This is a genomic window from Virgibacillus ihumii (genome assembly GCF_902726655.1).
In the GTDB taxonomy this organism is placed as follows: domain Bacteria; phylum Bacillota; class Bacilli; order Bacillales; family Amphibacillaceae; genus Lentibacillus; species Lentibacillus ihumii.
Genome location: NZ_CACVAN010000001.1, coordinates 1233535 through 1255739 on the forward strand (window position 1 = coordinate 1233535; position 22205 = coordinate 1255739).

20 protein-coding genes are annotated in these 22205 nt (G+C 40.4%); 2 read left to right on the forward strand and 18 right to left on the reverse strand.

Translation table 11 applies throughout. The annotated features are described in order from the left end of the window. The first annotated feature begins 201 nt into the window (after positions 1 to 201). A complete protein-coding gene (locus HUX68_RS06190; protein WP_174614008.1) occupies positions 202 to 1170 on the forward strand; it encodes an LLM class flavin-dependent oxidoreductase in 969 nt (322 codons plus the stop codon). A 277-nt stretch (positions 1171 to 1447) separates the two neighbouring features. Here the strand turns inward: HUX68_RS06190 and dnaI are convergent, their stop codons facing one another. The 13 genes from dnaI to citZ all read right to left on the reverse strand — a co-directional run bounded on the left by dnaI (position 1448) and on the right by citZ (position 15661). After that, complete coding sequence (gene dnaI / locus HUX68_RS06195) at positions 1448 to 2380, reverse strand: primosomal protein DnaI (RefSeq protein ID WP_174614009.1); 933 nt, start codon at positions 2378 to 2380, stop codon at positions 1448 to 1450. A gap of 21 nt (positions 2381 to 2401) precedes the next feature. Continuing rightward, the gene (locus HUX68_RS06200) at positions 2402 to 3739 is read right to left on the reverse strand and encodes a replication initiation and membrane attachment family protein (protein ID WP_174614010.1); all 1338 of its coding nucleotides are present in this window, start codon (positions 3737 to 3739) and stop codon (positions 2402 to 2404) included. A 21-nt stretch (positions 3740 to 3760) separates the two neighbouring features. After that, a complete protein-coding gene (nrdR, locus tag HUX68_RS06205) occupies positions 3761 to 4240 on the reverse strand; it encodes a transcriptional regulator NrdR (protein ID WP_174614011.1) in 480 nt (159 codons plus the stop codon). Positions 4241 to 4261: 21 nt separating this feature from the next. Continuing rightward, positions 4262 to 4654 carry a cytosolic protein gene (locus tag HUX68_RS06210; protein WP_174614012.1) on the reverse strand — a complete coding sequence of 131 codons (393 nt, stop codon included), beginning with the start codon at positions 4652 to 4654 and terminating at the stop codon, positions 4262 to 4264. A 348-nt stretch (positions 4655 to 5002) separates the two neighbouring features. Beyond that, positions 5003 to 6034, reverse strand: coding sequence for a glyceraldehyde-3-phosphate dehydrogenase (locus HUX68_RS06215; protein WP_174614013.1), 1032 nt, complete (start codon positions 6032 to 6034; stop codon positions 5003 to 5005). A 132-nt stretch (positions 6035 to 6166) separates the two neighbouring features. After that, positions 6167 to 6769, reverse strand: coding sequence for a dephospho-CoA kinase (gene coaE, locus HUX68_RS06220; RefSeq protein ID WP_174614014.1), 603 nt, complete (start codon positions 6767 to 6769; stop codon positions 6167 to 6169). A gap of 23 nt (positions 6770 to 6792) precedes the next feature. After that, a complete protein-coding gene (gene mutM, locus HUX68_RS06225; RefSeq protein WP_174614015.1) occupies positions 6793 to 7620 on the reverse strand; it encodes a DNA-formamidopyrimidine glycosylase in 828 nt (275 codons plus the stop codon). A 14-nt stretch (positions 7621 to 7634) separates the two neighbouring features. Next, positions 7635 to 10271 carry a DNA polymerase I gene (gene polA / locus HUX68_RS06230; protein WP_174614016.1) on the reverse strand — a complete coding sequence of 879 codons (2637 nt, stop codon included), beginning with the start codon at positions 10269 to 10271 and terminating at the stop codon, positions 7635 to 7637. Positions 10272 to 10394: 123 nt separating this feature from the next. Further along, a complete protein-coding gene (gene pnpS, locus HUX68_RS06235; protein WP_174614017.1) occupies positions 10395 to 11759 on the reverse strand; it encodes a two-component system histidine kinase PnpS in 1365 nt (454 codons plus the stop codon). Continuing rightward, positions 11759 to 12451: a response regulator transcription factor gene (locus HUX68_RS06240; protein WP_174614018.1), complete on the reverse strand. Its 693-nt coding sequence runs from the start codon at positions 12449 to 12451 to the stop codon at positions 11759 to 11761. Before HUX68_RS06240 ends, pnpS begins: the two co-directional genes overlap by 1 nt. 123 nt (positions 12452 to 12574) lie before the next feature. Then, entirely contained in the window at positions 12575 to 13051 is a 477-nt protein-coding gene (locus HUX68_RS06245) for a MaoC/PaaZ C-terminal domain-containing protein (RefSeq protein ID WP_174614019.1), read from the reverse strand. A 134-nt stretch (positions 13052 to 13185) separates the two neighbouring features. Continuing rightward, the gene (gene icd, locus HUX68_RS06250) at positions 13186 to 14457 is read right to left on the reverse strand and encodes an NADP-dependent isocitrate dehydrogenase (protein WP_174614020.1); all 1272 of its coding nucleotides are present in this window, start codon (positions 14455 to 14457) and stop codon (positions 13186 to 13188) included. Between the two features lie 88 nt (positions 14458 to 14545). Further along, complete coding sequence (citZ, locus tag HUX68_RS06255) at positions 14546 to 15661, reverse strand: citrate synthase (protein ID WP_174614021.1); 1116 nt, start codon at positions 15659 to 15661, stop codon at positions 14546 to 14548. 276 nt (positions 15662 to 15937) lie between these two features. On the opposite strand from citZ, the gene ytvI reads away from it, so the two are divergent. Further along, on the forward strand, positions 15938 to 17068 hold the full coding sequence (ytvI, locus tag HUX68_RS06260) for a sporulation integral membrane protein YtvI (RefSeq protein WP_174614022.1): 1131 nt from the start codon (positions 15938 to 15940) through the stop codon (positions 17066 to 17068). 2 nt (positions 17069 to 17070) lie between these two features. Here the strand turns inward: ytvI and HUX68_RS06265 are convergent, their stop codons facing one another. From HUX68_RS06265 to accD, 5 genes are all read right to left on the reverse strand, one after another. Beyond that, on the reverse strand, positions 17071 to 17460 hold the full coding sequence (locus HUX68_RS06265) for an FxsA family protein (protein ID WP_174614023.1): 390 nt from the start codon (positions 17458 to 17460) through the stop codon (positions 17071 to 17073). A 70-nt stretch (positions 17461 to 17530) separates the two neighbouring features. Next, positions 17531 to 19291: a pyruvate kinase gene (gene pyk / locus HUX68_RS06270; protein ID WP_174614024.1), complete on the reverse strand. Its 1761-nt coding sequence runs from the start codon at positions 19289 to 19291 to the stop codon at positions 17531 to 17533. A gap of 16 nt (positions 19292 to 19307) precedes the next feature. Beyond that, a complete protein-coding gene (gene pfkA, locus HUX68_RS06275; protein ID WP_174614025.1) occupies positions 19308 to 20267 on the reverse strand; it encodes a 6-phosphofructokinase in 960 nt (319 codons plus the stop codon). 106 nt (positions 20268 to 20373) lie between these two features. Continuing rightward, positions 20374 to 21330, reverse strand: a complete 957-nt coding sequence (gene accA, locus HUX68_RS06280; protein ID WP_174614026.1) for an acetyl-CoA carboxylase carboxyl transferase subunit alpha — start codon at positions 21328 to 21330, stop codon at positions 20374 to 20376. Next, positions 21330 to 22187: an acetyl-CoA carboxylase, carboxyltransferase subunit beta gene (gene accD, locus HUX68_RS06285; RefSeq protein WP_174614027.1), complete on the reverse strand. Its 858-nt coding sequence runs from the start codon at positions 22185 to 22187 to the stop codon at positions 21330 to 21332. The genes accA and accD overlap by 1 nt, the downstream gene beginning before the upstream one ends. Positions 22188 to 22205: the final 18 nt, after the last annotated feature.

Here is a 22205-nt window from a genome sequence, read left to right on the forward strand (position 1 = left end):
GGGGGTCAAAAGAAAGTTCAGCCTCGTTAATTCAAAAACTCCAAATTTTTAGCCGACTTATTTTCAAAGCTGCACGATTATCAATTCTATGTATTTTCTAGTCCAACCCTCTTCCTAAATTCAGCTGATAGCACATACAAGCTGAAATGTTTCATTTTAAAACTCAATTGGAGATAATCTAATAGAAAGGAGTAGTTGACAATGAACTTGGGTGTATTAGACCAGATGGCGCAACCAAAGGGGCTGACAGCGGAAGAGACGGTGGACCGCACGGTTGAAACGGCTCAATATGTTGAAGAATTAGGGTATGAACGCTATTGGTTTGCTGAACATCACGCAACAAAAGGATTAGCATCAAGTTCTCCCGAAATTATGATGGCTGCAGTGGCAGCGAAAACTGCCAAATTGAAGGTTGGAAGTGGCGGTATCCTGCTTCCGCAATATAGTGCATATAAGGTTGCTACCCAACTATTTCAATTACAAGCACTTTTTCCCGGGAGAATTGAGGCGGGTGTCGGACGTTCTCCGGGAGGAAGTGAAACGATTCGATCATTGTTGGCCGATGGAAAACCGAATCAAATGGCAGATTATGACAATAAATTAGCAGATCTTATAACATTCCTAAGCAAAGATGGGAAAGTTCGTGCAGCACCAAGAACATTAAGCTCTCCTGTTTTATTCTCATTAGGTTTAGGGGAAAACAGTGCTGGACTTGCAGCCGAACTAGGGGTTGGCTATGTATACGGTCATTTTATTAATCCTGACAGAGGGAAAGAAGCCCATCAGAAATACCGAGCACGTTTTAAACAAGGTTATTTGGATTATCCCGCACAACGTTCTGCTATTTTCGTTATCTGCGGTAAAACAGATGAACATGCAGAAGAGCTTGCTCTTAGTCAGGATATTTGGCTGCTGAATGTGGAAAAAGGTCTTGATAGCCGGGTGCCAAGTATCGAGGAGGCAAAAATCAAAGACTTGAGTGATAAAGATAGCGAACAGATAAAGAAAAACAGGAAGCGGATGATCGTCGGTGGTCCAGAAAAAGTAAAAAATGAACTTCTTTTCCTGTCTGAGCGTTATCAATGTAATGACTGGCTAATTCTTACAAACATTTATGATGTAGAAGAAAAGAAACAGTCGTATCGGCGCGTCATGGAATTGTTTTTGTAACAGATAAGCAGAGTTAAAAGCAGATTCCGTTTGTAAGATAGAATGAAAGACTAATTTAACAAGCATCAATAAAAAGCTGTGGCTGCTCACCTTTTCCCACAATAAAATATCAATCATTTAGATAGAAGACTGCATCCATGGCTGCTATCAGATGTTCAGGTAAACTATTAATACATTATGTTGATTGACTGATGAAAAATATAACCCCTTGGAAATTATAAATCCAAAGGGTACATTACTTATGCTGCATACTTAATCTAATTAGTCACATGGTTATTTATAAATCGCGCCTGTTTTCTCCCGCCAGCGGATTTTCCGTCGACACTTGCTTAATCCGTTCAATTATTCTTCCTGCCTTCACTTTTTCCGTCCCGCCTTTGTTGGAAAATGCCAATTGGTTCTCCAATTGATCAAGACTATAGTTCGAAGTAAAAAATACGGGCAGCTCTTCCATCATCCGATATTGCAGAATCGACCCGAGTATCTCATCCCGAAACCAAGCAGATTGTGTTTCAGCACCGATATCATCCAGCATCAGCACGTCGGTGTTCTTAAAATAATTTATTTTATCATTGATCGAGTCATCCTTGATCGACCCCTTCATTTCACGGACAAATTCAGGCATATAAATTAGCATCGACGAAATGTTCATCCGCTTTAATTCATTGGCCAGCGCACCAAGAAAATATGTTTTTCCTACACCAAACGGACCGTAAAAATAAAGCCCTTTTTTGGGGAGTGCTGATTTTGCTCCTTTTAGAAAATGCATCATTTCATGAACTGCCGGCTGCCTATTTTTGTCGTTATCAATACTTGAAATACTGGCATTGAAAATATCTTTTGGCATATACAGACTTTGAATCAAACGTTGTTGTTCCTTCTGCTTTTCATAGTGAACCCGGTTGTGGCATTTTTCATAAACCAGATGAATTTCATTGCTTTCCACCTGCAGAACCGGGGAATACCCCTGAATCATATTGATACAGCTGTCAAAACTTTTACATTGATCACATTGTTTTGACTGTGTTTTATATTCATAGAGCTTGATCAGATTTTTATTAATTTCCTGTTCGGTAATTTGCGGATGCAACGCAAGAAATTCTTTAATTTCCGGGTCATTTAGTACTTCCTGTCTAACCTTTAAATAGTTTTCTTTAAAATTTTTGTTTTGCTTCATCCATTTTTTCAGCTCGGATTGGACTGGTTTCATCAATATCATCCTTGATAGAGGTTATTTTTGCTTCCCATCGGAAAACTCTTTTAAAAGTGCTTCAAATTCCTCATTATTACGTTCATTGAAGGTATAATCTTTACTGGAACTCCGCTGTTTCTTTTTTCTTTCCTTAAACCAATCCGGCACAACTTCCTGTGAGGAATTTGACCGTTTGTTGTATTTTCCTGCCGGTTTGGATTTTTGAAAATCCGTCTGTTCTTGTTTGGCAAAAGTCATCGCTTCCCTGGCTGTTTTTAAATTTGCCCGGGACCAATGGCTTGCGATTTTTTCCATATAAGCTTTTGACAGTTTCATGTTCGTTTGCAGCAGCACATAATGGATCAACACATTCATTACAGGTGAAGGTAATCCTTGAGTTGTCATGATATCACGGATGACTTTCAAGTCCTGTCCGGATGCCTGCCCTCCATTTGATAAATCTTCGAGCAGCTGTTTCGGTGAAATCCGTTCCAATTCAGCAATAAACTGTTCTTCCTTCGTGGTTGGTTTTTTATCGGATTTATTATTTTCCTCAGACTGTGTACGTTCGGTCAGTTTTATCGTTGTCTGATGATGTTTGTTTTTAAATAAATCGTGACAAGCTTGCTTAAATTCATAATGATGAAGCGAATTTTCATCCGTCAATGCCCACAAAACCGCCTTTTCTGTCTCAAGGGTCGTTAAATCATACAATACCGTCATTTGAGAAATCAATTTTTTGCTTTCCGGTGTCAAGACTTTCTTTGCTGGAATCATTTGCCGCTTCAGAATTTGTTCCATCCAGGAAAAATCCATATCCGCTACAGCTGAGTCACTCTCATCTGTTGGGACTGCCAATGCATCCTCATCAGAAATCGGCTGAAAGGTCTGGAACACATCATGAAAAGAGGCAGTAACATCTCCTTCGATTGTTCGCGTTGTTTCCGCAATGTAATTTTGCTTAAGGATCACAAATTTATCTCTGCCAATATGATGATATAAGAGCTGTGTCAGCATTTCATCCTTAAAAAAAGATGATGGCGAAAACGGGCACTGAAGTTCATATGTATATGAAGTATGTTCGGCAGTTTGCTGCTTAAATGTTTTAAGCAAACCAATCCCTTCCAGTTTTAACCGTGCTCTATATAATTTATCCAAGGGCAGATTCATGTAGTTCATTAATGTATGATGGGTCTGATCCATCGTTTCCTGCTGTAAATCCATATCATGTAATAAAGTCTGATAAAGCATTACCGCCTCCATACCGATGAGCGGCTGATACAGGTGAGACAATGACTTCGCATAATCAACCGGCAAATCACCTTTTAAAGATACATGATAGCCATCAATCGGCAGTAATTTTCCTATTACATCCATTTATCTTTCCCTTTCTTTCCATCAGCTCTCTGATCTGGTGTTTTCTTTATCTGTTTTAATTAAATCTTTTAATTCATCCAGGAATACGGTAATATCCTTAAATTGACGATAGACAGATGCAAAACGAACATATGCGACTTCATCAATATGTGATAGCCTGTCCATCACCATTTCACCAATCTCTTTACTGTCAATTTCAGAAACGCCTGTATTGCGCAGTTCTTTCTCCACATCGACTGCAATTCCTTCAATTTTCTCCATTGGAACAGGTCGTTTTTCACATGCTTTTATTAAGCCTCTGATTAGTTTATCACGACTGTACTCCTGCCGTGCACCATCTTTTTTAACAACGATCAGCGGAACTTCTTCAATTCGTTCAAACGTTGTAAAACGGAACCCGCACTCTTCGCACTCTCTGCGCCTGCGAATGGATCGGCCCTCTTCAATTGGCCGTGAATCAAGAACTTTTGTACTTTTATTGTGGCAATTTGAACATCTCATATCAGTTCAACCCCATTCATTTTACCTGTTTGTTTTTGGAATTGTGGGCAGTTCTTTATCCATATGATCATATAGCCTATGGATTACTTTTGTACTGTACCCGAAATCAAATGGAAAAGCGGACTCTGTCGTTACTGAAAAATCAACTACAGTCTGATGTGGTCTGACCATAATAACAGTTCCTACTATAAAAGCTTTTTTTCCTTTTATAATGGAAGCACTGACTTCCCCGCGTTCATTGGAGACAGCATTAATACGGAACTTTTCATTTTTCTCAAAAAAATTCCTAAGCACCGTTAATGCTCTGTCTTTCGTAGTTTTATAATAATGTGTTTGAAGTGAAACATCCAAATGATTCTCATTCGTTTCAGCATGATTGCCTAAAAATTTCCCTACAGTTTGTCGAAACGCCATTAATACACCTCATCCGATAGTAATATATACACGGTCAATATATTATAGTTTCATTCATTTTAACATTTTTTTCGTGAATCGACTAATTGATTTGGAATACCGGTTATTTATTGTCGGGTGAACAAATTTTCACATAGTTTAACAAAAAAATTGTCAGGCGGAAAAATTCAGCAGTTTTTGTTCATACAGAAGGAAATGAATTTTATTCAGCGGGGTTGATGGTTATTTAGTGTTCATCGAAAAGATGTGGTTCATTATTTAGGACTAAAATATACTTCGCGTTTACTCAATACAAGTAAAACGGGCCAACCGCAGTTGAAAGCGGTCAGCCTTATTGAAATAATGCAATTAAGAAATTTTAGCCTGCTTCTGATGAATGCAGTTGCCGACATATTTGGCGAGATCCAGAACGCGCTTGGAATAACCCCATTCATTATCATACCATGCGAGTACTTTGACTTTGTTATCCTCCATTACCATCGTTGTTAATCCATCAATAATTGCGGAATAATCAGTAGTTGTGTAGTCAATGGACACGAGCGGTTCCTCGCTGTATTTAAGAATTCCTTTCATGTCACCGGTTGAAGCTTTTTTAAATGCCTCATTAACTTTATCGATGGTTACGTCATCTTCAACATCGATTACAAGGTCTACCAGCGAAACATTGGGCGTCGGAACTCTTAAAGCCATTCCGTGAAGCTTTCCTTGCATTTTCGGAAGCACTTCACCTAGTGCTTTGGCCGCCCCGGTTGATGTCGGGATAATGGACTGACTGCACCCTCTTGCACGACGCAGATCTTTGTGCGGATTATCCAAGTTCTTCTGGTCGCTTGTAAATGAATGAACGGTAGTCATGAGTCCATTTACAATCTTAAAGTTTTCATCAAGCACCTTTACAACGGGAGCTAGACAGTTTGTTGTACAGGAAGCGTTTGATATAACGTCATCTTCATCAGGGTTATAGGTTTCCTCGTTAACCCCCATTACAATTGTGTTATCAACCTGTTTTCCCGGCGCAGTAATAACCACCTTGCGTGCACCTGCATCGAGATGCTTTCCAGCAGTTTCTTTTGTTTTAAATTTCCCTGTCGCTTCAACTACTACGTCAATATCAAGTTTCTTCCATGGAAGCTTCTCCGGTTCGCGTGAACTAACAATATTGATAAATTGCCCATTTACTTGAATACCATCCTGAAGCGTTTCCACTTCACCGTCAAAAATACCGTGAACACTATCATACTTAATCAGATGTGCAAGTGTTTCCAGAGGATAGCTGGCATTAATTGCAACGACCTCTAGTTGGTTATCCATAATAGCTTGACGAAAGACGATCCGTCCGATTCGTCCAAATCCATTAATTGCAATTCGGGTTTTATTCATCTGTAGTCCTCCTGTATATGTTATACTCGTTAAGTTTATTATCATAATTAGTATAACATATTTCAAGAAAAATGTGCTTAAAAGTTTGTGAAAAAACTGTTACATGAGCAGAACGCACAAAAGACGCCAATCTTACGATATAGCGCCCCAATTCTTTAATACTGATTCAAGCTGCTGAAAAGATTCTTCGACCGTTCCATTGTTATCGATTACCGCGTCAGCAAGTTTCGCTTTTTTACTTATTGATATTTGCGAATTGATTCGCTGTTTCGCTTCATTTTCTGTTGATTCATCGCGGTTCATTAGCCGTTTTAACTGCACATCCTCATCCACGGCTACGACAAGTGTCTTATCCACAAAATGCGTTAATTTACTCTCAAATAACAACGGAATATCCAACACTACACATTTTTCACCTGACTTAATACAGGAATCCCTTCTGGCTACCATTTTTTCCCTTACTGCCGGATGAACAATATCATTAAGTTTATTGCGTTTCGTTTCATCGGCAAAAACAATGGAACCAAGCTTTTTCCGATCGAGTGTTTTATCATCGAACAATACGTCCTCTCCAAACACTTCCACGATCTGTTCATAGGCTTTTTCGCCCGGCATCACAACTTCTCTGGCTATTTTATCTGCATCAATTACGGGTATACCGAAATTCGCAAACATCGAAGAAACGGTACTCTTTCCGGTTGCGATGCTGCCCGTTAATCCTAAGATCAATGTCATCAGATATAACCTCACTTACTCGCTTATAATTTTTGGCAGTCAGCGCAAACATGCGTGCCACGACCGCCTACCTTCAATTTAACAATTGGTTTACCGCAATTTTTACATGGATTGTTTTCCTGTCCGTACACGAATAACTCCTGTTGAAACATTCCCATGTCACCTTGTCCATTCACATAGGAGCGAATGGTTGTGCCACCCTGTAATACCGCTTCCTGCAAGGTGGCCACCGCCTGATTGCGGATTTCCCTGACTTCTTTTTTGGTCAGTTTGCTTGATTTTTTCAATGGATGTACATTGGCTCTGAACAGTGTTTCATCGACATATATATTACCTAGGCCTGCTACAATGCTTTGATCCAGCAAAGCCGTTTTAATATTACGCTCAGTCTTTTTCAATTTCTTGTAAAAATAATCCAGGGTAAAGCTTTTATCGAATGGATCCGGACCTAATTGATTGAGCGGCTTCCCGCTGAACTCTTCACCCTTATTAAAAATATGCATCGTTCCAAATTTGCGGACGTCATTGTAGCGGAGTTCATCACCACCGACAAACCGAAAAATAACATGTGTATGCTTTTTAACAATTTCAGACGAAGGATGAACACTGTATTTGCCTTCCATTCGTAAATGCGATACGAGAACAACATCATCCAGCTGAAAAAGTAAAAATTTACCTTTTCGGGTTATGTCCTGAATAGTTTGTCCAGTCAATTCTAATTTAAATTGTTCCGTATCATCCGGTCGTTTCACAATATTCGGCCAGTATACTTCGACATCTTTCATTTTTTTACCGATAACAAATCGCTTTAATGTTTGCTTAACGGTTTCCACTTCTGGTAGTTCCGGCATGATTTCCTATCCCCTTATTTTGCATCAAACCAGCTTTCACCATATTCATAATCGACCTTTAACGGGACGGATAATTCAACGGTATTCTCCATAATTGCTGGTACTATTTCAGTTAATTTATCGATCTCTTCTTTTGGTGCTTCCAAGATCAGTTCATCATGAACCTGAAGCAGCATCCGCGCTTCCACTTTTTCATCGAGCAGCTTTTCATGCAGGTCAATCATCGCTTTCTTGATGATATCTGCAGCACTGCCCTGAATTGGTGTATTCATTGCAGTCCTTTCAGCAAACGACCGGTGATTAAAATTTCTGCTCGTAATATCCGGCAAATACCTTCTCCTGTTCATAAGCGTTGTGACGTAACCCTGATGTTTTGCCTCCTGGACAATATCATCCATATATTTTTTTACATCAGGATAGCTTTCAAAGTATCGTTCAATGAATTTCTTTGCTTCTTTTCTCGTGATTCCAAGGCTTTGTGATAGTCCGTAATCACTGATACCATACACAATACCGAAATTGACCGCTTTTGCCTGTCTGCGCATATTGGATGTTACTTCATCTTCTTTCACATGAAAAACGTCCATCGCGGTTCGCGTGTGAATATCCTGATCATTTTTGAAAGCGTCAGCCAGTTTTTCATCCCCGGCTATATGAGCCAATACCCTTAATTCAATTTGCGAATAGTCAGCTGCAAACATAATCCATCCATCTTTTGATGGTACAAACGCTTGGCGGATTTTACGTCCTTCTTCAAGCCTGATTGGGATATTCTGCAGATTTGGATCAATCGAGCTTAAACGGCCAGTCTGGGTAAGGGCCTGATTAAATGTTGTATGAATTTTATTTGTATCTTTATCCACTACTTTTAACAAACCTTCAATATAAGTTGACTGCAGTTTGCCAAGTTGTCTGTACAAAAGCAGCTTTTCGATAATCGGATGCTCATCTTTCAATTGCTCGAGGACATCTGCAGCAGTGGAATAACCTGTTTTTGTCTTCTTTATAACCGGCAGTTCCAGCTTTTCAAATAGAATTGGTCCCAGTTGTTTCGGTGAGTTCAGATTAAACTTCTCACCTGCAAGATCATACACTTCCTGCTCCAGGTTATCCAGACGCCGTTTAAGATCTTCACCCATTTTTTCAAGCCGTTCAATATCAACAAGCACACCTATATGTTCCATTTCGCCAAGAATCAGCGCCAATGGCATTTCGAGCTCCTTCAGAAGTTCATATTGACTATTTTGCTTCAGTTGATCCTCCATTTGCGGCTTAATCTTATACAGTAAGTTTGACTTACGGACAACGTGTTCCGCCAATACATTCTGTTCGGGAACCTTTGCTTTCGCTCCTTTTCCATAAACTTCTTCATCATACAGGACTTCCGTTCGTCCCATCCGGTGGCCAATCGCAGGTATATCGTGATTGTTTTCCGATGGATTAAGCAAATAAGAACTGAGCAGCATATCAAAGGTAATTCCCTGTACATGGATATCATATCTCAGGAGCGCAACAAGTGTTTTTTTCGCATCAAAAACACTTTTGGTTTTCCTGATATCTTCTGCCCATGCTTTAAATTCTCTTGACGAAACTGCAGTTTCAGTTGGGATAAAATAGGCATGGTCATCCGTGACAAGCCCAAACCCTTCTATCGTTGCATTATGATAGTTTTCACCAAACATTTCCACGACGAGTGCAGAATGATCAGTGAAAATATCCGGCGTAATCTCTTGCAGGAGCTCATATTCAATCTTATCAAGTTCTTGAGCTGTCTCATCAGCTTCAGCACCGCCATCCACTCTCGACAACAGTGATTGAAAGCCAAGATTTTTAAAGATAGTGCTGACATCTGAAGCAGGATAGCCACTGTAATCAAGATCATCAACCTTAACTTTGACTGGGGAGTCACGGTCGATTGTTACCAATTTCTTACTCATAAAAGCCTCTTCTTGATGATTAGTAAGCTTTTCTTTCAATTTCTTGCCGCTAATGCCATCAAGATTCTCATAAACACTTTCCAGTTTATGATATTGCTTCAGGAGCTTAATCGCGGTTTTCTGACCAATACCCGGAACGCCTGGAATATTATCAGAGCTGTCACCCATTAACGCTTTCAAATCAATAATCTGATCTGGATTGATCTCCATTTTTTCTTTCATGAATGCTGGCGTATAGGATTCGATGTCACTGATACCTTTTTTCGTCAGGTTTACCGTTACACGGTCTGAAGCCAGTTGGAGCAGATCTTTATCACCGGAAATGACTGTGACATCCCAGTTTTTCGCTTCACCCTGACTTGCCAATGTTCCAATAATATCATCCGCTTCATACTGATCCAGCTGATAATGTGGAATTTGAAAAGCATCCAGCACTTCTTTGAGCAGCGGAAACTGTTCAGAAAGCTCCGGTGGTGTTTTTTGCCGGCCACCTTTATATTCCTTGTACGTCTCGTGACGGAAAGTTGTCTTTCCAGCATCAAATGCCACCAGCATATGTGTCGGCTTTTCGTCCTCCAGAATTCGCAGCAGCATTGTCGTAAAACCATACACCGCATTCGTATAGACACCCTTATCATTGTTTAATAAAGGCAAAGCAAAAAAAGCCCGGTAAATTATACTGTTACCGTCAATCAGCACCAGTTTTTCAGCCATATGTACATTCTCCTCCAATCTAACCGTTATAATCGCTAAACCTATTTTATCATTGAATAGACGAGATTGAAAAAGTTATCCGTTATTACAAAATAAATTAGCACCCTCAAAACGAGGATGCTATCATTTCGGCAAATACACTTGGAAGGTGGAGCCCTTGTTCAGTTCACTTTCAACTGATATTTTACCATCATGTACCTCTACTATATGTTTTAATATGGAAAGTCCCAGTCCGGTTCCACCGGTATTTCTGCTGCGGGCTTTATCAACCCGGTAGAAACGCTCAAAAATTCTCGGAATCGCATCTTCGGGTATGCCTATCCCGGTATCAGTTACTTTGATATGAATGGAATCATCTGTTTCTTCGGCATATAGTGCAACCTCGCCATGTTCAGGTGTATAACTGATAGCATTCATCAACAGGTTAATGATTATCTGTTTCACACCTTCACTTTCAGCCCGAAATGCAATATTGTCGGCTGTATCAACTGAAAGTGTAATACTTTTGTCTTCAGCAGCCTGGTTAACAATTGGTATGACTTCATCAATCAGTGTGTTCAGATTCACATTATTCTTCACAAGCTTATACCCGTCTTTTTCAAGTCTTGATAATCTCAATAAATCCTCAATTAAACCTTGCAGCCGTGAGCTTTCATCATTGATAATCGTTAAAAAATTCCGAAGGGTATCAGGATCTTCCAAAGCACCATCAAGGAGCGTTTCAGCAAATCCTTTTATGGACGTGATTGGTGTTTTCAACTCGTGTGATACGTTAGCAACAAAATCTTTTCGCATCAGCTCAAGTTTCTTCAAGTGGGTAATATCATAAAAGACCAAAACGGCACCTTTCAGCATGTTACGCTCATCAAAAATTGGCGCCCCTACCATCTCCAAATATTTTTTATCGACTTCCACTACCTGTGTAATTGATTCTGTTACATTTTTCTCATAAAGAAATGTCTGTTGCACGGTTTCATGTATTTTTTCATTCGACAACACTTCATAGTAAAGAAAGCCGATGTAGTCATGCTGGTCTCCACCGAACACGGAAGTGAATTTCCGGTTGACAAGATGAACGTATCCTTTTTCATCAAGCAAAACCAAGCCGCTTTGTGTATTATCAATTACTGTGGAAAGTTGTTTTTCCCGCATCTGTTCCTGAATGGCAAACTCACTTAGATTACGTGCAAGAATGTTTATTTTATTGTTTAATTCTGCAACATTCCCCTGGGCGGTTTGATGAATGCGTGCGCTGTAATTTCCTTTAACAAGTTCATCCACTGTTCTTGCCGCTTTTTTAATAGGTTTCATATATTTATCATACAAATGGAGCATTATCAGCAGCAAAATAATAAACTCCACTACCAAAATTGCTCCAAGAATAATATATTCATCGGTTATTTGCATTGACAGAATCCCAGTAATAACAACTACTGAAAAGATGCCGACAATATATGCAAATAATGGTCTTGAAAATACAACCCGCATTATTGAGGTTCCTCCATTTTATACCCCAGTCCCCGGACAGTTTTAATATATGCCGGTTTTTTGGTAACTGGTTCAATTTTTTCCCGCAAATGGCTCACATGGACATCTACAATCCGTGTATCGCCAACAAAGTCATAATTCCAGACTGCACTAAGCAGCTGATCACGTGAAAGAACCTTCGCCTTATGAGAAGCAAGATAGTAGAGCAACTCAAATTCTTTTCTTGTAAATGTAAGTGTCTTACCATGCATTTCAGCTTCATAACGATCAGGATAGATAATCAGATCCCCAATTCGTAATGAGGAAAAGCTATTTTCCTCCGCTTTGACTGCACGTCTTAATATAGCCTTGATCCGGGCTATCACCTCTTTTGGACTGAAAGGCTTAGTCAAATAATCATCTGCACCCAGTTCCAATCCCAATACTTTATCAAACTCGTCATCCTTTGCCGTCAGCATTAAAATCGGTACATCAATTTGATTATTTCTTAAATGTCTGCAAACATCCATTCCATCCATTTCCGGGAGCATTAAATCAAGAATAACCAAATCGTAATTATTGCGTTCAACCAATTCAACTGCCTGCTGACCGTCATTAGCCACATCCGTCTCAAACCCTGCCTGTTCAACGTTAAATTTTAATAATGTCACAATCGATTTTTCATCGTCAACAATAAGAATTCGTTTTCCCATATTCAATCCCCATTCCTGTGATCAACATGTGTTATATTAATCATACAATGAAAAAAACCGGTTGTGAACACAATGGCATGTAAAGAATAATTTACAAATTTTGATCAACGAACGAACATATTCTTAAAAGAAATTTTGAAGCGAATGACCAGTGATGGACTCCGGCTCGTAGGAAGGACATACATTCAATTTTCCCCGGACAACCTCATCCCCATCTGTATCATATGCGACAACGGACATGATGACCTGATGTGCATCCTGATCAATTGCGATAATTTCAATATTCAAATTCACTTCCGAATAATGATGAACTGATTTTGGAAAAGACATCTCATCCCTGGTGATATGACTTCCCGGTCCCGGAAGGTGCATAGAAATGATTGAGCTCACCATTCCGAATAGCATTACTGATGGAACGATTGGTTGATTGTACGGTGTCTGTGAGGCATAATCATGCTGGAGGTACAGCGGATTTGAATCATCTGTCAAACCTAAATATAACAACAAGTCCCGATCATTAATTGTTTTTGTTGCAGTATAGGAATCCCCAATTTGCAACTCATTAATCAGCTTTCCGAGTCTTCGTCTTTTTCCAATCATGATTCTTCCCCCTTATATATTATGTAAGCGCTTTCTATTATACCAGAAAATGCAATTTTGCGCTAATCTAACCGGGGATAAAAAAACCGCATCCAGCTGATGTATAACCGGATACGGTTTTCGTTCTTATTTTGTTAGTCCATATTTTTGATTAATTCATCGCCAAACTCGGAACATTTAACTTCTGTTGCACCATCCATTAGACGGGCAAAATCATACGTAACCACTTTTGATGCAATTGTTTTATCCATTGCTTTCGTAATCAGGTTAGCTGCTTCTCTCCACTCAAGGTGTTCAAGCATCAATACTGCGGAAAGAATAACGGATGAAGGGTTTACCTTGTCCATTCCAGCATATTTAGGAGCAGTACCGTGTGTTGCTTCAAAAATCGCATGTCCAGTATCATAGTTGATGTTTGCTCCTGGTGCAATCCCAATTCCGCCCACTTGTGCTGCTAATGCATCGGAAACATAGTCCCCGTTAAGATTCATGGTTGCAACAACATCAAATTCTTTGGGGCGGGTAAGAATCTGTTGCAGGAAGATATCCGCAATCGCATCTTTGACAAGAAGTTTGCCGGCAGCAACTGCTTCATCCTGTGCCTTGTTTGCAGCATCCTTACCATCTTTTTCAACGATACGGTCGTATTCTGCCCATGTGAATACTTTATCACCATATTCTTGTTCGGCAACTTCATATCCCCATGCTTTAAATGAACCTTCCGTAAACTTCATGATGTTACCTTTATGTACCAAAGTAACACTCTTGCGTCCTTCATTCAGTGCATATTCGATAGATGCACGGACAATACGCTTCGTTCCTTCTTCAGAGATAGGCTTCACGCCAATTCCGGAAGTTTCAGGGAAACGAATATTGTTAACATCCATTTCATTTTTCAAAAAGTCAATAACCTTTTTCACTTCATCGGAACCTTTTTGCCACTCAATCCCTGCATAAATATCCTCGGTGTTTTCACGGAAAATAACCATGTCTACATCTTCCGGACGTTTAACCGGAGATGGTACACCAGTGAAATAACGAACTGGACGCAAGCAAGTAAACAAATCCAGCTTTTGACGAAGGGCCACATTTAATGAGCGAATTCCGCCGCCGATTGGTGTGGTAAGTGGTCCTTTAATAGCAATTTTATATTTATTAATCATGTCGAGTGTATCCTGTGGTAGCCACTCACCTGTTTTATCGTAAGCTTTTTGACCGGCAAGAACTTCGGTCCATTGGATTTCTTTTTCACCGTTATACGCCTTTTCAACTGCAGCCTCAATTACTCTGCGTGCAGATGCCCAAATGTCGGGACCGGTTCCATCACCTTCAATGAATGGAACGATTGGCTGGTTTGGAACGGTCATTTTTCCGTTCTCAACGGTAATTTTTTCTCCTTGTGTCATAGTAATTCCTCCTATTCATCTTCTACATTTGCTATTCTATCATATTGCGCCGTTTCATGGTAACAGCCAGGATATTTAAACTAACCTTCTATCGCTTTTCAATAGGTGTATAAGCTTGTGTTTTCGGTCCGACGTATTCAGCACGCGGACGGATAAGACGGTTATTATCATACTGTTCCAGAATATGTGCAAGCCATCCGGAAACACGGCTCGTTGCAAAAATTGGTGTAAACAGATCATGGTCAATTCCCAAACTGTGATAAACAGAAGCAGAGTAAAAATCAACGTTCGCCGGAAGACCTTTTTCTTCTTTAATATAGTCCTCAATCTTGATGGACATGTTGTACCATTTGGATTGGCCGCTTGTTTCCGTTAACTCGCGTGACATTCGTTTCAAGTGTTTGGCACGAGGGTCGCCATTTTTATATACACGGTGTCCCATACCCATGATTTTTTCTTTATTTGCTATCTTTTCTTTAATGTACGGTATAGCGTTTTCTTCTTCGCCAATTTCAGTCAACATTGCCATCACACGCTCATTTGCCCCGCCGTGCAACGGACCTTTCAGTGCACCAATCGCTGCTGTTACACCTGAATAAATATCTGAAAGGGTTGCTACACAGACACGTGCTGTAAACGTCGAAGCATTCAATTCATGGTCCGCATGAAGCACCAGAGCCTTATTAATAGCTTCCACTTCAACATCTTCAGCTTCTTTGCCGTTCAGCATGTAAAGGAAGTTGGCCGCAAAGCTCAGTTCTTTTTTGGGTTTCACCGGATCCTTACCTTTACGGAGGCGGGCAAATGCTGTAACAATTGTAGCTATTTTAGCCTGCAGCCGAATCGCTTTCCGTTTGTTTGCTTCCGGTTCCATCACATCTGCTTCATCATCATACAATCCCAGAAGAGAAACGGCAGTCCTTAATGCAGCCATTGGGTGTACAGTTGACAAATCATAAGAACGTAAATGCTCAATAATCGCTTCAGGCAATTCCAAGTTGGCGACTAATTCAGCTTTAAACTCATCCAATTCGGATTTTGTTGGCAATCTCAAATTCCATAATAAATAAACCACTTCTTCAAAACTGGAATTTTCCGCTAAATCATCGATTGTATAACCGACATATGTCAGCTGATCATCAATAATCGAACTGATTGAAGATTGCGTTGCGACAATTCCTTCAAGACCTTTAGTTGTTGCCATAACAAACCCTCTCCTTTTTCTATGAATTGTTCATTAACTTAGGATTAATTAATTAGTAATTATATTCGACAATATTTCTACAATATAACATTGTCAGCCCCATCAACAATTATAAAGTATTATGTTCATAATGTGAATTAAAACCGACTAAAATGCTCAATATTTTTAGCTTGGGGAAACTAAATAAAATCAGGATTTTCTGTTTCAATACAGATATTTACGCGTCCATGTCTATTTTTCAGTTTTTAAACATACATAAATAATACAGGTCTAAAAATGTGCAGATTGGCAGGGATGGCATTGGACAGGCATATCATTTATCCAATATTGCGGCTTGTTTTGACAGCCGGTTCACTTATTTTATTAACACTCCTGTTGCATTACTCCTTTGAATACCTATATCCGTTCATACTGGCTGGAATTCTTGCTTACCTGCTGCATCCGTTTGTTTCATTTGCAGAACAAAGACTGAAAATGCCGCGCGTAATAGCTTCCTTTGCAGTTCTTACCAGTTCTTTGCTGTTACTAACGGGGATTGTTATCTTTGTCATCGTGGAATTCATTCAAGGCAGTGCATATCTTGCGGAACAAATTCCTGCGCATTTTCAGACATTCATCAGGGGTATCGAAGAAATAATAGAGAATAAGGTTCTGCCTTTTTATCATAAACTTACATCCTTTTTTCATACATTGAATCCGCCGCAGCAAGAAGCAATCAATAACTATATAACAGAATTCATTGATCAATTTGCTGTAATAGGGACTGAATTCCTATACCGCATTCTCATGACTATACCACAAACATTAACAGCACTCCCTGGTTCGCTGACGGTTACGATGTTTGTTGTAATCGCGGCGTTTTTTATCATAAATGACTGGCATATGATAGCACAATCCATTAAAAAAATGATACCGGAAGCCGTGCATGAGACATGCCTGACAGTCTGGAATCATTTGCGGAAAGCAATATTCGGCTATATGAAAGCACAACTTTTTTTAATTTCGCTGACAACTCTGATTATTTATATCGGATTGCTGATAATAGGTATGGAATATCCGATGACAGTTGCATTGCTGGCAGCATTAGTTGATATGCTCCCGTTCATTGGTACGGGAATTATTTTTATTCCGTGGATTAGTTACCTGTTTCTGACTGGCAATTATGAAATGACGATTCCGCTGACTGTCCTATATATGACAGTTGTTATTCAGCGGCAATTAATCGAACCAAAAGTCATTTCAAGCAATATCGGATTAAATCCACTGACAGTTCTGATTGCAATATTTGCCGGTTTGCAAATATGGGGAATTGCAGGTTTAATCATTGGACCAATTTTGCTGATTATAATTCAGGCACTTCATGAAGCCGGAGTAATCAGTCGGTTATGGCAATTTATTAAAGGGTGACGTTACCATTTGCGATAGATAATCGTACCTTTATCCAGTCTGCTTTTAATAAATCCTTGCAGCATGTTCCTGAATGGTCTGCGGGTAAATGGCAGAACTAACAAAAACCCGGCAGTGTCCGTTATAAATCCAGGTGTGAACAGGAAAACAGCCCCGATAAAAATACAGATACCATCGATAATTTCATTTGTTGGCATAATCCCTTGATTCATGGATAACTGTGCGCGTTTCCATGTTTCTGTACCTTGAACTTTGGCTATCGATATGCCCACAATTCCGGTAAGTAATATTAGTGTAACTATCCACCACGGACCAATAATACCGCCTGCCCATATAAAAATACCTATTTCCATTGCAGGTATGATTAAAAATGCAAGTAATAACCAACGCATCGTATCACCTTTCAAGTGCTTGAATTTGGAAAAAAGAAGGGGCCTTTCCCCCTCCTTTTATTATTGTACTTTATAAGACACTGGCATGCCCTTTGTAAATATCGCCTTTTGCACCATCGATGGTAATATCTTCGCCATCACTTATCAGATCAAATACATTCTTAACTCCGACAACAACTGGTATTCCCAGACTTAGACCTACCACGGCGGCGTGAGATGTTAATCCGCCTTCTTCCGTAACAATACCGGCGGCTTTTTCGATGGCTGGCATCATGTCGCGCTCTGTTCCATATGTTACCAAGATATCATCTTCTTGTAACTTTTCCATTGCTTCTTCGCCATTTTTGGCAATTACTGCTTTACCATAGGCACTTTTACGGCCAATCCCCTGTCCTTTAGCCATGACATCACCTATTACATGAACTTTCATCAGATTTGTTGTGCCACTCTCACCAACCGGAACACCAGCAGTTATCAGTACTTTGCTTCCACGATCAAAAAGATTTGTCATCAGTCCGCTGTCAATGGCGGTATCCAACATTTCATCAGTTGTATTTGCCAGTCCACCCATAACAGCATGAACACCCCAAACAAGCGACATTTGGCGATTAACCCGTTCTGAAAATGTCACAGCAACAATTGGTGCCTTTGGACGGTATTTGGAAATCATTCTTGCCGTATGACCACTTTCTGTCGGGGTAATGATTGCACTGACAGTTAAATTCATCGCTGTATGTGTAACTGACTGACTAATTGCATCGGTTATCGTCATATCAACTGATCTTGAACGACTCCGTAAAATTGCCATATGATCTAATCCGGTTTCTGCTTTTAAGGCAATATTGCTCATTGTTTCCACTGATTCAACCGGATAATTCCCGGCAGCAGTTTCACCTGAAAGCATAATTGCATCCGTGCCATCAAAAATCGCATTGGCAACATCAGAGGCCTCGGCTCTGGTTGGTCGTGGATGCCGCTGCATGGAATCAAGCATTTGGGTTGCAGTAATCACCGGTTTCCCAGCAGTATTGCAAATGGTAATTAAATGCTTCTGCACCAATGGAACCTCTTCAGCAGGAATTTCAACACCTAGATCACCCCTGGCTACCATCAGCCCGTCACTCACTTCCAGGATTGATTCAATATTATCGACGCCTTCCTGGTTTTCAATTTTAGGGATAAGCTGTATATGTGTTGCATCATGTTTTTCAAGAAGTTCTTTAATTTCAAGAATATCAGATGATCTTCTGACGAAGGAAGCAGCAATAAAATCAACATCCTGTTCAATGCCAAATACGATATCCTGTGCATCCTTTTCGGTTATTCCCGGTAAATTCACACTTACATTGGGAACATTTACGCCTTTCTTGTTTTTAATAGTTCCCGAATTCAGTGCTTTGGTTTTCAACTCCTGATTCGAATGGTCAATTTCAAGTACTTCCAGTTCAATCAATCCATCATCAAGCAGAATTTTTGATCCTTTGTGTACATCATCAATAAGCCCGCCATATGTTATGGAAAAACGTTCAGCTGTCCCTTCAATCTCTGTCATGGACACATAAACAATACTGTCTTCCGTAAGTTCAGCCTCACCGTTCTTAAAAGACCCGGTTCGTATCTCCGGCCCTTTTGTATCAAGTAAAATTGCAACCGTTTCTCCAGTGTTCGCTGCAGCTCTTCGTATGTTCTGTATGCGCTGGCCATGTTCTTCGTAATCACCATGGGAAAAATTCAGCCGGGCAACATTCATGCCGGATTCAATCAATTTTTCCAGGCTCTCAATTGATTCAGAAGCCGGTCCAATGGTACATACTATTTTTGTTTTCCGCACGTTATTTCCTCCTCGTTTATATCGATAATTCTTTTGAAAGCTGATACATTTCATTGTTAATTTGATGCTCTTCTGACAGAACCTCCAAAATATCGTGGTCGATCAGCTTATTGCTCTGAATACCAACCATTCTTCCCGCTTCACCATTGAGCAAAAGATCAACCGCTTTTGCCCCAAGACGGCTGGACAGAACACGATCAGAAGCAGTAGGCGACCCACCTCGCTGGATATGACCCAGTACAGTTACCCGGGTCTCCAGATTTGTTGCCTCCTGAATCCTCTCACCATAGGCAAGACCGCTCCCTACACCTTCAGCGAGAATGATGATACTGTGTTTCTTCCCGCGTTCATGCCCGCGTTTCAACCGTTCGATTACCTCTTGAAAATCATCCGCCTTCTCAGGAACAAGAATGCTTTCAGCGCCATCAGCAAGTCCGGACCATAATGCAAGGTCACCGGCATCTCTGCCCATTACTTCAATTACGTATGTCCGTTCATGCGATGTTGCCGTATCTCGGATTTTATCAATTGCTTCAATAATTGTATTCAATGCAGTGTCAAAGCCGATGGTAAAATCGGTACCGGCAATATCATTATCAATGGTTCCGGGAACACCTATACAAGGATAACCTTTTTCAGTGAGTTTCTGTGCGCCGCGGAAACTGCCGTCACCTCCGATTACAATAAGCCCTTCAATCTGATATTTTTTCAACTGCTCAATACCTTTATTTTGTCCGGCATCGGTTTTAAATTCCTCACACCGAGCAGAACGCAATATGGTTCCACCGCGCTGGATGATGTCACCAACCGACCCAATATCCATCTTTTCAATATTCCCATCAATAAGTCCTTGAAATCCATTTTTCACCGCATAAACTTCCATGCCGTGATAGATCGCTTTACGGACAACGGCACGTATAGCCGCATTCATTCCCGGAGCATCGCCACCGCTTGTTAATACTCCTATTTTTTTCATCATTCCACCTCATGTTTACAAAGTTTCTCTTTCAAAGATAATCCTAAGCCGAATAAAATTCAATTAAAAAACAATCATGAGGCTGACAGTTGCCAACCTCACCCAGTTAAATCTCTGTATATTCACCGATTTTCTTATATTTTTCCCAACGCTTTTCAAGTAATTCAGTTTCATCCATTTGTGTTAATTTGGTTAATGAATGTTCCAATACGGCATCAATATTTGCAGCCTGCTCACGAATATCCCGATGTGCACCGCCTTTTGGTTCCGGAATGACCTGATCAATCACACCGAGTTCCTTCAAATCATATGAAGTGATTTTCATTGTTTCCGCTGCACGCTTTGCCTGACCCGAATCTTTCCACAGAAGAGCTGCTGCTCCTTCAGGTGAAATAACAGAGTAGGTGGAGTTTTCCAGCATATGAATATGGTCTCCCACACCCAAACCTAGTGCTCCGCCACTTCCACCTTCACCGATAACAATACAGACAACAGGCACCGTCAGGCCGGCCATTTCCATCAGATTGCGCGCAATTGCTTCACTTTGACCGCGCTCTTCAGCAGCTTTGCCCGGATATGCCCCTTTTGTATCAATAAAACAAACGATCGGCCTTTTGAACTTTTCAGCCTGATGCATGTGGCGCAGCGCTTTCCGGTACCCTTCCGGATGCGGCATGCCAAAGTTCCGATGGATATTTTCTTTTGTATCCTTCCCGCGTTGATGTCCGATTACCGTTACTGGATTATTTTGATAATAAGCAATTCCGGAAACGATTGCTGCGTCATCCCCAAACAGCCGATCACCATAAAATTCGATAAAGTCTGTAAATAATTCCTGAATATAATCCAATGTTGTCGGCCGCTCCTGGTGTCTGGCCATTTGTACACGATTCCAGGGCTGCAAATTACCATAAATATCGTTTTCCAGGACTTCCAAGCGTTTTTCAAGGGTATTAATTTCATCAGATAAATCTATTTCACTGTCTTTCGTGAAATTTTTCAATTCAGCAATCTTTTCTTTTAAATTCATAATCGGTTTTTCAAATTCCATGACCTGTTTCATTATTCATCCCCGCCTTTCTGATGCATTGCAAGCAGCGAAGTCAATAGGGACTTAAGCTCATGCCGGTGAACCACTTTATCCAGTTGTCCATGTTTCATCAGAAATTCTGCCGTCTGGAAATCCTCAGGCAATTTCTCACGAATGGTCTGCTCAATAATTCTGCGGCCGGCAAAACCTATTAATGCACCAGGTTCAGCAAAATTATAATCACCCAATGATGCAAAACTTGCAGAAACACCACCTGTAGTAGGATGGGTCATTACCGAAACCATCAGCCCGCCTGCTTTTGAAAATCGGCTGATTGCTACGGAGGTTTTCGTCATTTGCATCAGACTCAGAACACCTTCCTGCATTCTCGCACCGCCTGATGCGGTAAAAATAATGAATGGGAGTGATTCATTTTTGGCTTGTTCAATCGCACGTGCGATTTTTTCTCCAATCACAGACCCCATACTGCCCATCCGAAAACTTGCATCCATTACAGCACAAGCAACAGGGTTACCGTTCATCAATCCCTTACCTGTTACCACACCCTCATTTAAACCGGTCTTATCACGGTCTTTTGCAATTTTCTCTTCATATCCTGGAAAGTTAAGCGGGTTTGTAGTTGTTAACTGCCTGTCCCACTCCTCAAACGTTCCTTCATCAAATAGTCCATTTATACGTTCCCATGCTGTCAAGGGATGGTGATACCCACAATTGGGACATACATTATCATTTTTAATCATTTCTTTTCGATAATAAATTTTATTGCATCCACTGCATTTTTTCATTAGCCCTTCCGGAACTTCAAGCTTGTCCTGTTCACTTGGCATGGATGCATATTTCTTTTTCTTGCTGAAAAAATCCTTAAGCAAGGGAATACCTCCTTTTTC

What these genes read in the sequence shown, in the direction of transcription:
- accA (WP_174614026.1), bottom strand. Translation starts at nt 21,330, where the DNA reads ATGAAACAGGTCATGGAATTTGAAAAACCGATTATGAATTTAAAAGAA.
- HUX68_RS06240 (WP_174614018.1), bottom strand. Translation starts at nt 12,451, where the DNA reads ATGGGAAAACGAATTCTTATTGTTGACGATGAAAAATCGATTGTGACA.
- HUX68_RS06245 (WP_174614019.1), bottom strand. Translation starts at nt 13,051, where the DNA reads ATGATTGGAAAAAGACGAAGACTCGGAAAGCTGATTAATGAGTTGCAA.
- HUX68_RS06190 (WP_174614008.1), top strand. Translation starts at nt 202, where the DNA reads ATGAACTTGGGTGTATTAGACCAGATGGCGCAACCAAAGGGGCTGACA.
- HUX68_RS06265 (WP_174614023.1), bottom strand. Translation starts at nt 17,460, where the DNA reads ATGCGTTGGTTATTACTTGCATTTTTAATCATACCTGCAATGGAAATA.
- icd (WP_174614020.1), bottom strand. Translation starts at nt 14,457, where the DNA reads ATGACACAAGGAGAAAAAATTACCGTTGAGAACGGAAAAATGACCGTT.
- pnpS (WP_174614017.1), bottom strand. Translation starts at nt 11,759, where the DNA reads ATGCGGGTTGTATTTTCAAGACCATTATTTGCATATATTGTCGGCATC.
- coaE (WP_174614014.1), bottom strand. Translation starts at nt 6,769, where the DNA reads ATGACATTGATCTTAGGATTAACGGGCAGCATCGCAACCGGAAAGAGT.
- nrdR (WP_174614011.1), bottom strand. Translation starts at nt 4,240, where the DNA reads ATGAGATGTTCAAATTGCCACAATAAAAGTACAAAAGTTCTTGATTCA.
- ytvI (WP_174614022.1), top strand. Translation starts at nt 15,938, where the DNA reads ATGTGCAGATTGGCAGGGATGGCATTGGACAGGCATATCATTTATCCA.
- dnaI (WP_174614009.1), bottom strand. Translation starts at nt 2,380, where the DNA reads ATGAAACCAGTCCAATCCGAGCTGAAAAAATGGATGAAGCAAAACAAA.
- HUX68_RS06215 (WP_174614013.1), bottom strand. Translation starts at nt 6,034, where the DNA reads ATGAATAAAACCCGAATTGCAATTAATGGATTTGGACGAATCGGACGG.
- HUX68_RS06200 (WP_174614010.1), bottom strand. Translation starts at nt 3,739, where the DNA reads ATGGATGTAATAGGAAAATTACTGCCGATTGATGGCTATCATGTATCT.
- polA (WP_174614016.1), bottom strand. Translation starts at nt 10,271, where the DNA reads ATGGCTGAAAAACTGGTGCTGATTGACGGTAACAGTATAATTTACCGG.
- citZ (WP_174614021.1), bottom strand. Translation starts at nt 15,661, where the DNA reads ATGGCAACAACTAAAGGTCTTGAAGGAATTGTCGCAACGCAATCTTCA.
- HUX68_RS06210 (WP_174614012.1), bottom strand. Translation starts at nt 4,654, where the DNA reads ATGGCGTTTCGACAAACTGTAGGGAAATTTTTAGGCAATCATGCTGAA.
- pfkA (WP_174614025.1), bottom strand. Translation starts at nt 20,267, where the DNA reads ATGAAAAAAATAGGAGTATTAACAAGCGGTGGCGATGCTCCGGGAATG.
- mutM (WP_174614015.1), bottom strand. Translation starts at nt 7,620, where the DNA reads ATGCCGGAACTACCAGAAGTGGAAACCGTTAAGCAAACATTAAAGCGA.